Origin of the sequence: Sorangium sp. So ce448, assembly GCF_051520915.1 — a bacterium.
Lineage (GTDB): Bacteria > Myxococcota_A > Polyangia > Polyangiales > Polyangiaceae > Sorangium > Sorangium cellulosum_B.
In genome coordinates, this window is record NZ_CP150343.1 from 9,880,594 (window position 1) to 9,894,881 (window position 14,288).

Below are 14,288 nucleotides of genomic sequence, written 5' to 3' on the forward strand. Positions count from 1 at the left end.
CCGCGAGCACGATTCGGACGTGGTGCGCTGGAAGCTGCCCCGAACGTGGGGAAGAGGACAACTCAGCGTGAGACGGAAGCCGGATTTGTCTATCGGCCCACAAGAGCAGGCGCGAGGTCGGGATCCCGGAATCCAGACAAGGACCATCAATCGCCAGCACCCGCATCCTCCCAAATACACACTGGCGTCGTGGTGTCCGTACTTCATACTGCGTAGCGTGTGCGTCGCGCCTCGCGCGATGCGGTCGACATCGATTTAGATTTTTTCTGCATTTTTCTACAATTTGGCCCAGCTTGGTACCTGCTCCTCGTGCCCAGGTGACCAGGCGGCCCTGATGTCTGAAGAGCGTACGACAGATCAGCAAGCACGGTGTGCGCGCAGATGTGCGCGCGTCGAACGTTCGACGCGGCGCGCGGTTGCTCCACGCGCATCGATGCAACCGACCCCTATCAGCAACAAGGAGGTCATCCGCGATGAACGAAATTTCCTGTTTCCCGCTCTCTCTGGAGCAAGAACGTGCTTGGCTGCTCGGCCGGGGCGGAGGCGCCGCGCCGGACTTGAACGAAGGGGGCGCGGCGTGGCTGGACGGGGAGCTGGATGTGCCCCGGCTGGTCGATGCCATCGAGAAGCTCACGGGGCGTCAGGCGATCCTGAGGACATCCTTCGCAGAGCACGAGGGGCAGCCGGTGCAGGTCGTCTCGCCTCGGGCAGACATCGCCTTCCTCGAGGTGGATCTCGGCGCCGAAGGGCAGCCCGCCTCCGATGGAGCCGCGCTCGCGATGGCCCGCCGGGAGATCGCTCTGCCCCTCGATCCGGAGCGCGGCCCCCTCTGGCGCGTGAGCCTCATCCGGGTGCATTCAAGGCGCCACCTCATCGCGCTCTCCATGCACCCCCTCCTCTCGGATGGCAAACCGAGCGTGGCGCTGTTCTTTTCGGAGCTATTCGACGGCTATCATGGCGTCGAGCTGCAGGCGCCGCCGATACGCTACCAGGACCACGCACGGCGTCAGCGGGAGCACAGGACCGCCGAGCTCCTCGAGAAGCAGCTCGCGCACTGGCGTCGCGAGCTCTCGGGAGCACCCGAAGCGCTGGAGACCCGGACGGATCGGCCTCGGCCCGCGGTGCGGACCTTCGCCGGAGGTTCGGTGGCGCGCGCGCTCGATCAGGAGCTCGTGCGAGAGCTCCGCGCGCTGGCCCGGGAGGAGGATGTGGCGCTGGACGCGGTCCTGCTCGCGGGAATGCACGCCGTGCTCCACCGCCATACCGGCCAGGACGACGTCCTCATCGGCGTTCCGCTGTCCGGACGAGACGAGGAGACCCGAGGCCTCATCGGGGCATTCGGCAATCTCGTGACCGTACGGGGCAGGCTGGGCGCGGATCCGAGCTTTCGCGCGCTCCTGCGTCAAGTGCGACGATCCCTGCACGAGGGGAGCGAGAACGGGGATCTCTCCTTCACCTCTCTTGTCGAGCAGCTCTCGCTGCCGCGGGATCCAAGCCGCACACCGCTCGTCCAGGCCATCTTCTCCAGCGAGCCGAGCGCGCTGGAGCCGAAGCGAGGCCCTCTGCTCACGCTGACGGAGGTGGCGCTCGAGGCGACCGAGGTGGCCTTCGAGCTCGCCGTCCGCGTCGAGGAGACCGATGCGGGCCTCTTCGCGCGCGCCGACTACAATCGAGACCTCTTCGAGCGCGCGACGGTCGAGCGGCTGCTCGGGCACTGGGCGGTGCTGCTCCGCGGGGCGGCGGGCGACCCGGATCTGCGCGTCTCGGAGCTGCCGGTCCTGACCGAGGAGGAGCGCCGCACACTGCTCGCGTGGAACCGCGGCGAGGTGTTCGATCCGCCGCGCGATCGGGTGCACGAGCGGGTCGAGGCGCACGCCCGGCGCTCCCCGTCCGCGGTGGCGGTGGTGTTCGAGAAACAGCGTCTCACCTATGCCGAGCTGGATCGAAGGAGCAACCAGATAGCCCACCTCCTCCGGGAGAGCGGCGCGGGGCCCGAGGTCCCGATCGGCGTCTGCCTGGAACGATCACTCGAGATGATCGTGGCGCTGCTCGGCATCCTCAAGTCCGGCAGCGCCTATGTCCCGCTCGATCCCTCTTATCCGGCGGACCGGCTCGCCTTCCTGCTCGAAGACGCCGGCGTCCCCGTGATCCTCACCGAGGAGCGCTTCGCCTCCCGGCTCCGGAGCGGGAGCGCGAGGGTTGTGTGCCTCGACGCGGATCAGGCCATGATCGACCGGCAGCCCGACAACAAGGTGGCGCCCTCGCCGAACGAGGGTCCGGAGAACCTCGCGTACATCATTTACACCTCGGGATCGACCGGGAAGCCCAAGGGCGTGATGGTCAGCCACGCCAACGTCATTCGCCTGTTCGACACCACCGCCGGATGGTTCCGCTTCGGCGATCAGGACGTGTGGACGACGTTCCACTCGTTCGCCTTCGACATCTCCGTCTTCGAGATCTGGGGCGCGCTCCTCCACGGCGGTCGCCTCGTCGTCGTGCCGCGGCCGGTGATCCACGCGCCGCAGCTGTTCTACAGGCTCCTCGGCGAGGAGGGGGTGACGGTGCTCACCCAGACGCCGTCGGCGTTCCGCCTGCTCGTCCACGCCGAGGAGACGATCGAGCCGGAGGCCAGAGAGCGACTCGCGCTCCGGCTCGTGATCTGCGGCGGCGAGGCCCTCGACGTGACCGCGCTGAAGCCGTGGTGGGAGCGCCACGGTGACAGGGTACCCGCGATCCTCAACCTCTACGGACCCACCGAGACCACCATGTTCGTCACCTACCGCGCTGTCGGCCTGTCCGATCTCGAGCGGCCCTGGTCGAGCAGGATCGGCCGCGCGGTCCCCGATACGCAGGTGCTCCTCCTCGATCGCAACCGCGCGCTCGTCCCGGTCGGCGTCCCCGGAGAGATCTACGTCGGCGGCGCGGGCCTCGCGCGCGGCTACCTCCACCGGCCCGAGCTCACGCAGGAGCGGTTCATCGAGCACCCGTTCAGCGACGACCCGGGCGCTCGCCTGTACAGGACAGGTGATCTCGCGAGCTACCTCCCGTCGGGAGACCTCGAGTACCTCGGTCGGGTCGACGACCAGGCGAAGATCCGCGGCCACCGCGTCGAGGTGGGCGAGATCGCGTCGGTGCTGGCCCAACACCCCGAGGTACGCGAGGCCGTCGTTGTGCCGCGCGAAGACGCGCCCGGGGAAAAGACGCTCGTCGCCTACGCGATCCCTCACCGGACGAGCCAGGGCGACCCGGCGAGCGACGAGCGCGTGCTGGCTCCGGCGCTCCTCGCCTTTCTCGAGAGCCATTTGCCGAGCTTCATGGTCCCTTCCGCGATCGTGCTGCTCGCGTCGTTCCCCACCACGCCGAACGGGAAGCTCGACCGCAAGGCGCTGCCCGCGCCGAGCGGCGCTCGTCCGGAGCTCCGGCGCGCGCTCCTCGGGCCGCGCTCCGAGCTGGAAGAGGAGCTGGCGCACCTCTGGAAGGAGCTCCTGCGCGTCGATCACGCCGGCGTGCACGACAGCTTCTTCGCGCTGGGCGGCGACTCGCTGCACGCGCTCCGGCTGTTCTCCCGCTTGCGCGGCGCCTTCGGGATCCACGTCACCTTCCAGCAGTTCTTCGCCCACCCGACCATCGCCGCGCTCGCGGCGCTGATCAGCGGAGAGGAGCGCGCCGCGGCTCGGAGCGATCGGGCCATTCCGAGAGGCGCCCGGGCGGGATCGATCCCCCTGTCGTTCGCGCAGGAGCGCATGTGGTTCCTCCACCGGCTCGCGCCGGAGAGCAGGGCCTACAATTGCTTCTGTCCCTTCCGCCTCGCCGGAGACATCCACGTCCCTGCGCTCGACAGGAGCCTCCGTGAGCTCGTCCGCAGACACGAGATCCTGCGCACGGTCTATACGGAGCTCGACGGCCAGCCCGTCCAGATCGTCGCCGAGGACGCCTCCTTCCGGCTCGAGGTCGCGGATCTCCAGCACCTCTCCGGGGAGGAGCGCGAGGCCCAGGCGGAGCAGCACCTCTCGTCGGAAGCGCAGAGGATCTTCGATCTGAAGCGCGGCCCCGTCTTCCGCGCAGGGCTGCTCCGGCTCGGGCCTCGGGATCACGTCCTCTGGTTGCACATCCACCACATCGCCGTCGACGGTTGGTCGCTCGAGGTCGCTTACCGTGAGATCGCGGCGCTCTACGATGCCTTCTGCCGGGCGGCTCCGGCGGCGCTGCCGGACGCGCCGCTCCAGTACGCCGATTTCGCCTCGTGGCAGCGCGAGCAGATGACCGAAGAGGTCCTGTCGGAGCTGCTCGCCGGCTGGAAGCAGAGGCTCCTCGACGTGCCGCCCTTGCTCGAGCTGCCGAGCGATCACGTCCGGCCGGCGGTCCAGACCTTCCGCGGCGCGACCCTCCCGTTCCAGCTCGATCCGGAGGTCGGAAGGGCGGTCCGGGACCTCGCCGCGCGAAACAACGTGACCGTGAACATGGTCCTCCTTGCCGTGTTCGCCGTCCTGCTCCACCGCACAACGCAACGCGACGACCTCCTTGTCGGCCTGCCGAGCGCGGGCCGGGATCACGCCGATCTCGAGGCGGCGATCGGCTTCTTCGTCAACGTGGTCCCCATCCGGGTCGACGTCTCCGGCGGGCCGTCGTTCGAGGAGCTGCTCCGCCGCGTGAAAGACGTGTGCCTGGACGCCTACGCGCACGACGGGCTCCCGTTCGAGCGGCTCGTCCAGGAGCTCCAGCCGGAGCGCGACCCGAGCTACAGCCCTCTCGTGCAGATCGTGTTCGCGCCGCAGCCGCCCGCGGAGCGCGAGCTCCACCTCGGCGGGATCGAGGCGCGCGCCATCGACACGGACACGAGGAAGACGATCTTCGACGTCTCGCTCTATGCCTGGGAGAGCGCCGGCGGCGTCGCCGGGATGCTGGAGTACAGCACCGACCTCTTCGAGCGGGCGACGATGGAGCGGCTGCTGAGTCACCTCTTCACGCTCCTCGCCGCCGCGACCTCCGACCCCGCGCGCTCCGTCTCGTCGATGCCGCTGCTCCCGGAGCGCGAGCGGCGCCGGCTGCTCGTCGATTGGAACGACACCGGCGCCGATTTCCCTCGCGACCTTTGCGTCCTGGATCTGTTCGAGGAGCAGGCGGCGCGCGCGCCGCACGCCGCCGCTGTCGTGTCCGATCGCGGCTCGCTCACGTACGGGGAGCTCGATCGCCGGGCGAACCAGCTCGCGCGCCGCCTGCTCGAGCTGGGCGTCGCGCCCGAGTCCCTGGTCGCGATCTGCGCGGAGCGCTCGCTGGAGATGGTGGTCGGGATCGTCGGAGTCCTCAAGGCGGGCGCGGCGTATCTCCCTGTGGACGCGGAGATCGCGAGAGAGCGGCTGGCGTTCCTCCTCGAGGACTCCGGGGCGCCGGTGCTCCTCACGCAGGAGCGCCTCGCCGATCGACTCCCGCCGTTCGCGGGCGCGGTGATCCGCCTCGACGCCGACTGGCCGGAGATGGCAGCGCGCGACGGGTCGCCCCCTCCTGTGTGCGCGGGCCCCCGGGATCTGGCCTATGCCATCTACACGTCGGGCTCGACCGGCCGCCCGAAGGGCGTGCTCGTGGAGCACCGGAGCCTCATGAACCTGGCAGCGTGGCACGTGCGGCGCTTCGCCGTCACCTCCGCGGATCGCGCGACCCTCGTCGCGAGCCCTGGCTTCGACGCGTCGGTATGGGAGCTCTGGCCGTACCTGTGCGCGGGAGCGTGCCTGTTCATCCCCGGGGAGCCGCTCCGCCGCTCCCCGGACGAGCTGAAGGCGTGGCTCCTCGCGCGAGGGATCACCGTCTCGTTCTTGCCGACGCCGGTGGCCGAGGAGCTCCTGCGCCTCGACTGGCCTGCTTCCGTCGCGCTCCGGTACCTGCTCACCGGAGGAGACAAGCTCCGCGTCTGGCCAGACGCAGGGCTCCCCTTCGAGGTCGTGAACAACTACGGTCCGACCGAGGGGACCGTCGTCGCGACCTCCTGTGTCGTGCCGAGGGCGCGGCCGAGCGGCGGGGCTGCGACCCCCGACCCGTCGATCGGCCGCCCCATCGACAACATGCGGGTTTACCTCCTCGATCCGCGCGGTGAGCTCGTCCCGGTGGGCGTCCCCGGCGAGCTTTACCTGGGAGGCGCCGGCGTCGCCCGCGGGTACCTGAAGCGGCCCGAGCTCGACGAAGCGAGGTTTGTCCCCGACCGGTTCACGGACGAGCCGGGCGCGCGCATGTACCGCACCGGCGATCGTGCGCGGTGGCTCGCTGACGGAAACATCGAGTTCCTGGGGCGGGTCGACAACCAGGTGAAGATCCGCGGCTACCGCATCGAGCTCGGCGAGATCGAGGCCGTGCTGCGAGAGCACCCCGCCGTGGAAGAGGCCGTCGTTGTGGCGCGGGAAGACGCGCCGGGCAACAAGCGGCTCGTCGCCTACGTCATCCCTCGCCTCGATGACGGCGGCGCCGCGGATCAGGCGCCGGCCCTGCAAGCGGAGCACGTCTCGGCGTGGCAGGCGCTGTACGACGGCACCTACGGGAAGGCCGGCGCCGGCGTGGATCCGGGCTTCAACATCACGGGCTGGAACAGCAGCTACACCGGAGAGCCCATCGACGCCGGAGCGATGCGCGCATGGCGGGATCACACGGTCGAGCGGATCCTCTCGTTCCAGCCGCGCCGGGCATGGGAGATCGGCTGTGGGACGGGGCTCCTGCTCCTGCAGCTGGCCCCGCAGTGCGCCGCCTACCTGGGGACCGATTTCTCGGAGAAGGCGATCTCGCTGCTCGGCCCCGAGCTCGCGCGCGGCACGCTCTCGCATGTGTCGCTGCAGCGCCGGGAGGCGAACGACTTCAGCGGCGTCGAGCCGGGCAGCTTCGACGTGATCGTCTTGAACTCGATCGTCCAGTACTTCCCCAGCGCCGATTACCTGCGCTCGGTGATCGAGGGCGCCGTGCGCGCGGCGGCGCCCGGAGGCGTCGTGTTCCTTGGCGACATCAGGAGCCTTCCCCTGCTCGAGGCGTTTCACACCTCGGTGCAGCTTCACCGCGCGCCCGCGGGCGTGACCTCGGCCGAGCTCTTTGCCCGGGTGCAGCGGGCGGCCCTCGGCGAGGAAGAGCTCGTCCTCGCGCCCGAGTTCTTTCACGCGCTGCCCGGCCAGGTCCCGGGCGTGGAGCACGTGGAGTGCTGGCTCAAGCGGGGTTCGGACGCCGACGAGATGACGCGCTTCCGCTATGACGTGGTCCTGCACGTGGGCGTGGCGCCCGAGCCCGTCGCCATCGGCCGATCCCTGGACTGGGCTGCCTCGGAGGGCCCCGCGGGCGTCGAGCGGGCGCTGCGCGAGGGGGGCTCCGGCGCGCTTCTGGTGCTGGGGATCCCGAACGCGCGGGTGTACGCCGACGTGGTCGCCGCGAGCCGGCTGCAGGAAGGCGGCGGCGCCGAGCTGGACCGCGCCGATATCGCTGCTCGGAGCGCGGCGGCCGCGATCGAGCCGGAGGCGCTGTGGGCGCTCGGCGCGCGCCTCGGCTGCTCGGTCCGGATCACCGCGTCGAGGACCTCGGGCCCAGGCTGCATGGACGTGCTCTTCGAGCGCTCGGTCGAACGCTCAGAAGGCGCGCCGCGGCCGCGCGCCTGGGTCCAGGCGCGGCCCGGGGAGACCTCGCCGGCCCGGTCGCTCGCGAACAGCCCTCTCCGGAGGCAGAAGGCGCGCGTCATGCCTGAAGGCCTGCGCGAGCTCGCCGCGGCGAAGCTCCCCGATTACATGGTTCCGGCCGCCTTCGTGAAGCTCGACGCGCTGCCGCTTACGGCGAACGGGAAGGTCGATATCGCGGCCCTTCCGGCCGACGATCGCGCGAGACCCGAGCCGCGGGCGGAGCCACCCGCGCCCGCCTCGAACATCGAGGTGATCGTCTCCGAGATATGGCGCCAGGTGCTGGGCGTCGACGAGGTCGGCCTCGACGATCCTTTCTTCGAGATCGGCGGCCACTCGCTGCTCCTCGCCCGGGTCCGCGCGGGGATCCGGGCGCGGCTCGGCGAGGATGTGCCCCTCATGGAGCTGTTCCAGTACCCGACGATCCGCAGCCTCTCTGCACGTCTGAAGAGGGGCTCTCGGGCGGCCGCCCCGGGAGAGGGCGCGGCCTCCGGGCGCGGGCGCGGCGCCGCGGCCCCCGCGACCGAAGCGCCCGCGCGGGAGGCGCTCCCCGAGAACGCCATCGCCATCATCGGAATGGCGGGTCGCTTTCCGAAGGCGCGCAGCGTCGACGCGCTGTGGTCGATGCTCGAGGGCGGGGGCGAGGGGATCTCCTTCCTTTCACTCGAAGAGCTGAAGGCGCTCGGCGTGGAGTCAGAGCTCTACCGGTCGCCCGGGTTCATTCCGGCAGCCGGCGTGATCGAGGACGTCATGTGCTTCGACGCGGCCTTCTTCGGCTACAGCGCGCAGGACGCCGTGCTCATGGACCCGCAGCAGCGCGTCTTCCTCGAATGCGCCTGGGAAGCGATGGAGAGCGCCGGCTACAACCCGCTCGCCTACCCGAAGCCGATCGGCGTATTCGCCGGGAGCGACGCGCCGAGCTACTGGATCGAGCAGGTCGGGCCGCTTCCGGCCGCGCCGAACTCGGAGCACCACCGGATCTATACCGGGAACGTGACCGACTCCCTGACCACGCGGGTGGCCTACAAGCTGGGGCTCCGGGGGCCCGCGGTGAGCGTCATGACGGCCTGTTCGACGTCGCTCGTCGCCGTGCACCTCGGCTGCCAGAGCCTCGTCACCCGGGAGAGCGACATGATCCTCGCGGGAGGCGTCGGCATCCTCACGCCGAAGAGGATCGGCTACCTCTACGAGGAAGGCCGGGTCACCTCGCCCGACGGCCATTGCCGGCCCTTCGACGCCGAGCCGAGCGGCATCGTGGCGAGCAGCGGTGTCGGCCTCGTCGTCCTCAAGCGGCTGAAGGACGCGCTGGACGACGGCGACACGATCCACGCGGTGATCCGCGGATCCGCCGTCACCAACGACGGCGCGCTCAAGGTGGGTTACACGGCGCCGAGCCTGGAGGGGCAGGTCGAGACCCTCGCGCGGGCCCACGCCGCTGCCGGCGTGAGCCCGGAGAGCATCACGTACGTGGAGGCGCACGGCGCGGGGACGCGGCTCGGCGACTCGATCGAGGTGGCCGCGCTGGCGCGGGTGTTCCGGAAGGCGACCGATCAGGTCGGCTTCTGCGCGCTCGGCTCGGTGAAGAGCAACCTCGGCCACCTCCGCGCGGCGAACGGGGTGACCGGCCTCATCAAGGCGACGCTCTCGCTGGAGCGCGAGCTCATCCCCGGGACGCTCCATTTCCGCCGGCCCAGCCCCGAGCTCGATCTCGCGAGCAGCCCGTTCTTCGTCAACTCCGCGCCGCGCGCGTGGAAGCGCGGCGGAGCCCCGCGCCGCGCCGCGGTGAGCGCCTTCGGCATCGGCGGCACGAACGCGCACGCCGTGCTCGAGGAGGCGCCGGAGACGGCGCCGTCCGGCCCGTCCAGGCGCTGCCAGCTGCTCGTCGTCTCGGCGAAGACAGGCGCCGCGCTCGAGAGGAGCACCGATCGGCTGGCCGAGCACCTGCGGCGCGCGTCGGAGAGCTCGCTCGCCGACGTCGCGTTCACCCTGCAGCGCGGCAGGGTGCCTTTCGCGCACCGCCGCGCGGTGGTCTGCGCGGATCCGGCCTCGGGCGCGGCCTTCCTCGATCGGCGCGACCCCGCCCGCGTCTTCACGCAGGTCGCCGGCAGGCGGCCTCCGGAGGTCGTCTTCATGTTCCCCGGCACGGGCGCGGAGCATGCCGGCATGGGGCGCGAGCTCTACCTGGAGGAGCGCGCCTACCGCGAGAGCTTGGACGAATGCGCCGAGCTCTTCCGCCGCGAGCTGTCGGTGGACCTCCGCGACTGGCTCTTCCCCGAGGCGCAGGGGCGCGCCCGCGGTGAACGCGGTGAAGGGGAGCTCGGCTCTCCGCGCTTCAGCGCGGCCGCGGCCGCCCTCTTCTCGACCGAGGTCGCCCTGGCGCGGCTCCTGATGTCGTGGGGGATCCGCCCGGCCACGCTGTTCGGGCACGGCGTGGGCGAGGTCGCCGCCGCGTGCGTCGGCGGCACGCTCTCGCTCGACGAGGCGGTCGCGCGGGTCGCGCTGCGCGGGCGCGCGGAGGAGGAGGCCACGAGCTCCGCTGGCCCCGACGATCGCATCGCCGCGCTGCTCGCGCCGGCCGATCGCATCCTCCTCGAGATCGGGCCCGGCTTCACCCTGGCCTCCGTGGCGTCGCGGCACCCGGACGCGGAGCGACGGGTCGCGACCACCCTGGCGGGCCCTGGCGAGGGCGCCGGCGACCTCGAGGCGTTGCTCGCCGCGGTGGGCCGGCTCTGGTGCGCCGGCGTCGACGTGGACTGGGCCGCGTTCTCCCGGGACGAGCGCCGGAGGCGCGTGCCGCTCCCCACGTACCCGTTCGAGCGCACCGCTCACGTGCTCGACGCCCCCTGCACCGTGGGCCCGGCCACGGAGCGATCCCTGCCGTCGAAGATCTGGAGTCCGCCGGCGTCGTCCGGGCCTCCCTCGGTCGCGGTGCTCACCGAGCGCGTCCGGGAAGCGCTGCCTCCGAGCTCGCCGGCGCCCCTGAGCCCCGCGATGACGCAGCGGAGCGGGAGCGCGGCGGTCCTCACGGCCAGGCGCGCTGCCGGGCAGCTCCTCGTCTCGCTGCAGGCGGGGGCGCCGGACGCCACGCCGCTGTTCCTGATCCCGCCGCTCGGCGGCACGGTCCACCTCTATCGCCCCCTGGTGCAGCGCCTGGGCGGCGAGCTGCCCGTCCACGGGATTCAACCCACCGGGGCGGATCCGAGCGAGCCGGGCTTCATGAGCGCCATGTCCGTCCCCGCGATCGCGGCCCGGTACGTGGAGGAGATCCTGAGCGTCAGGCCCGAGGGTCCGTACCTCCTCGGCGGGCATTCGGCCGGCGGCGTCGTCGCGTACGAGATGGCGCAGCAGCTGCTCGCGCAGGGGCGCAAGGTGCCTTTGCTGCTGCTGCTGGACACGGGCAGCGTACAGGGAGCGAGCGACCGCTCTCCGGCGAGCGCCCTGACCCACGAGATGGCGAAGATCCAGGCGATCGCGTCGCAGAGATACCGCGGCTTCATGGCCGCCATGGAGGATGACGCGCGGCTCCGCGCCGAGGTCACGAGCACGTGGCAGGCGCTCTCGAGCTACGCGCCGCAGCCGACGGACGCCAGCGTCCTGTTCCTCCGCGCGCGGGAGCAGATCAGCCCGGAAGACGCGGTCGCCGTCCATGCCTGGATGGACCTCGCGCGAGGGGAGTTTGCGCTCCAGGTGGTGCCTGGCAACCATTTCACGATGCTGGAGCCGCCCCACGTCGCGCACGTCGCCCGAGCGATCCAGCAGCGCATCGCGGCCGCGGTGAGGCCCGCGCTCGCCGACCCGCTGGAGGGGCGGTCGCTCCGGAGGTCGAGGGCCAGGCCGCTCGGCGCGGAGAGCGTGCCCGAGAGCGGCCCGCCGTCACACTGAGCTGGTATCTCGTCGCCTGGGCTCGTCGCCGGCTCGGCAGGAGGTCTTGCCGAGCTGCCCGGCCTGGTACATGTCCGGCAACCTCCCGTCGAGGCGGCCCGCGCCATGTTACCCATGTGCGACGCCTCTGGCTGCGCCCTGGCCCCCGGAAAGGCAGCGACCGCCGCCGGTGTCAGACCGATCTACCCTACAGTGTTGAACAGCATTTGGCCCTTGCGGCGCAGAGCCGAACCGTGAGACTTTTCGTCGGTGGATCACGGTAGGCGACGGGCTAAATAGACCTTATACGGCGGCCTCGGTTGACCAATCGACTGATAGTTCGGCAGGCGTACATGGTGAAGACGCTCTGCCCCTGCATCCAGCGACCTAGCACCACATTGCGCACGAAAGGACACCATGAAGCCGACACATGCGTGCTTCAGCATTCTCACTGTCAGTCTCACGCTACTCGCCGGCTGCGGCGCAACAACGACGCCCGGCTATATTGGTTACACCGCCATCACGGACAACAAAGGCGAAAGGACGATTCTCTTCGGCTTTGATGCCAACAGGCGTGGCCAACTCACCCGACTGACGGCCTCCGGCGAATTAATCGATAGCTGCTCCGAACCGCCTCCCGATGCTGCAACTACACTTGCACAGAAAGCTTCGGGTGAAGGCAGCGCCTCAGTGACGACCGCGCAGATGGCTACGGGTGAGGGAAAACTCACAGGCAGCTATGAGACCACCCAGGCAGTGCTTGAGCTCGGAAAACGCACCGCCGAAACGCTTTTCCTTCGCGAAATCTTGTTTCGACGGTGCGAGGCGCGCATGAACGCCAGATCCGTGGCGGAGGACGACAACCGCGACGCCGCCACGAAGGCCGCTGAGGCGACAGCGAGAGGGGACACCGATGACAAGTTCTTCTTCGAGGTCATAAAGGCGTACACTGGACTCGCGGCAACCAAGGAGCGTGCCGAGAGAGCGGCGTTAATGAGAGAACTTCAGCAGAAGCTGCCAAGCGATGCGTTAAAGGACGCGGAACTGTTGAAGAGGATAGCCGCGGCCATCGAAGATCCGGCAAAAGTTGCTGACGTCTATGTACGAGCTGCCGAATTGGCAAAAGAGGCAGAGGAGAAAAAGAAGAAGGAAGCGGAGGAGGCGGCAAAGAAGGAAGCCGAGGCTGCTGCGAAAAAGAAGTGCACGGAAAGTGAAAAGATTGACATCAAAGCCTGCCAGGACAAGTGCTCTGGTGACGCCGAAGCAAAGAAATATTGTCAGTCGAAGTGCGAGGTCGACGAAATCAGCGCATGTGTAAAGGAAGCATTGTCGAAGTAACCCCACCGAGAGGTAGCCGAACTCGCCAATGCAGCTGGCAGCCACCTTCGCGTCGTGCGCTGCTGCACCACGCATTCTGTTCTGCATGGCTGTAGATTATTGGCACGATGTTGGGCGGACGAGACATCACGGTGCGATGCGCGGCGGCGCCTCATCTGTCATGTCACGCAGACCCCGAAGGTAGACCATGGCTGGAAAACGACGACAACCCGCCCATCGCGCCATCATCTACGGCGGCATCCTGGGTGGCATGAGCAACGAGCGCGTCAACCAACTACTGCGCGAGGTCAACGAACGTCCGTTGCCGCCATCGAGCTACCATGCGATCCGGAAGCACTATGTCCCCTACTTCGAGAAGGACATGAGCAGGCTCGGCGCGGCCATCGAGAGTCCGCCTACGTACTCCGCGCTGAAGAAGGCGGGCGAGACCATCCCGGCCAACGTTGGTCCCGATGACGACGCCGCCGATGACGAGTGACCCTGAACCGGCGCCGTGGCCCGCATTGTGCTATCAGGCGGTTGCGTGGCGCGCGGCGACCTGGTACAATCCTCACATCTGAGGGGAATCCGATGGCACCGAGGACGTTGCAGCGCAAGAAACGCCGCGCCGGGGCGACGGGTTCGTTGCCTCGCGCCTGTGAGCCTGCTGCCGCGACCGACCTCCGCCCGATCGTGCCCTTGGTTGAGCGGATCATCGCGCGCTTGGCGCCCGAAGAAATCTGGCTCTTTGGCAGCCGGGCCGAGGGGCGTGCGCGCCCGGACAGCGACTACGATCTTCTCGCGGTGCTCTCCGATGACGCGCCCGATTCGGCCCTGGATCTCATGAAGGCATGGGAGCTTACGTGCGGGCTGGGGGTTCCGGCTGATCTCGTCCCCTGCACCAGATCAGACTTCGAGGCGGATAAGGACGAGGTCGGCACGCTCGCACGTGCAGCATATCATCGAGGTAAGCGCATCTATGAGCGGCGAGCGTAGTCGCGGCACGGACCGCAAGAAGGAGAGGCTCAAGGCACTCCTCCACCTCGCGGAGGAAGATACGAAGGCCGCGAAGCTCCTCGCCGCGGATGACAACCATTATGCGGCCTACCACTGCCAGCAGGCGGCCGAGAAGCTTGTCCGCGTGCTCCTCCTCTTCCACAACATCGAGCCTGGCCTCGATCATCACCTCGATGTCCTTGTCGCCAAGCTCCCGGAGACCGAACCCTGGAAGACCAAGCTGGCACCTTTGCATAAGTATACGCCTTATGCGACGACCTACCGCTATGCGACGTCCAGTGGTCGCGTTCCAACGTCTCCGGATCCAAAAGGTGTAGCGACGGATGCCGCGCATATCTCTGCACTTATCGTGGAAGCGCGGAAGCAGTTTGTAGGAGGTTGAAGTCGCGGAAAGGCGGCCCAACAACGGCGCGAGGCGATGGGTCGGCCGGCGCGAGCTCCCCGGAGCCCGGGTTCGAG

General features: G+C 69.3%; 5 protein-coding genes. All 5 read left to right on the forward strand.

Features of this window, described 5'->3' with window-relative positions; translation table 11 throughout:
• Positions 1 to 473 precede the first annotated feature (473 nt).
• The 5 genes from WMF45_RS37365 to WMF45_RS37385 all read left to right on the forward strand — a co-directional run bounded on the left by WMF45_RS37365 (position 474) and on the right by WMF45_RS37385 (position 14,211).
• The gene (locus tag WMF45_RS37365) at positions 474 to 11,516 is read left to right on the forward strand and encodes an amino acid adenylation domain-containing protein (protein ID WP_437710576.1); all 11,043 of its coding nucleotides are present in this window, start codon (positions 474 to 476) and stop codon (positions 11,514 to 11,516) included.
• 396 nt (positions 11,517 to 11,912) lie between these two features.
• Positions 11,913 to 12,833: a hypothetical protein gene (locus tag WMF45_RS37370; RefSeq protein WP_437710578.1), complete on the forward strand. Its 921-nt coding sequence runs from the start codon at positions 11,913 to 11,915 to the stop codon at positions 12,831 to 12,833.
• 187 nt (positions 12,834 to 13,020) lie between these two features.
• Complete coding sequence (locus tag WMF45_RS37375; protein WP_437710580.1) at positions 13,021 to 13,311, forward strand: hypothetical protein; 291 nt, start codon at positions 13,021 to 13,023, stop codon at positions 13,309 to 13,311.
• Between the two features lie 92 nt (positions 13,312 to 13,403).
• Positions 13,404 to 13,808: a nucleotidyltransferase domain-containing protein gene (locus tag WMF45_RS37380; RefSeq protein ID WP_437710582.1), complete on the forward strand. Its 405-nt coding sequence runs from the start codon at positions 13,404 to 13,406 to the stop codon at positions 13,806 to 13,808.
• Entirely contained in the window at positions 13,792 to 14,211 is a 420-nt protein-coding gene (locus tag WMF45_RS37385; RefSeq protein WP_437710584.1) for a HEPN domain-containing protein, read from the forward strand. The genes WMF45_RS37380 and WMF45_RS37385 overlap by 17 nt, the downstream gene beginning before the upstream one ends.
• Positions 14,212 to 14,288: the final 77 nt, after the last annotated feature.

Excerpts from the sequence above, each read along its gene's own strand:
- WMF45_RS37365 (WP_437710576.1), top strand. The coding sequence starts at position 474 with ATGAACGAAATTTCCTGTTTCCCGCTCTCTCTGGAGCAAGAACGTGCT.
- WMF45_RS37370 (WP_437710578.1), top strand. The coding sequence starts at position 11,913 with ATGAAGCCGACACATGCGTGCTTCAGCATTCTCACTGTCAGTCTCACG.
- WMF45_RS37375 (WP_437710580.1), top strand. The coding sequence starts at position 13,021 with ATGGCTGGAAAACGACGACAACCCGCCCATCGCGCCATCATCTACGGC.
- WMF45_RS37380 (WP_437710582.1), top strand. The coding sequence starts at position 13,404 with ATGGCACCGAGGACGTTGCAGCGCAAGAAACGCCGCGCCGGGGCGACG.
- WMF45_RS37385 (WP_437710584.1), top strand. The coding sequence starts at position 13,792 with ATGAGCGGCGAGCGTAGTCGCGGCACGGACCGCAAGAAGGAGAGGCTC.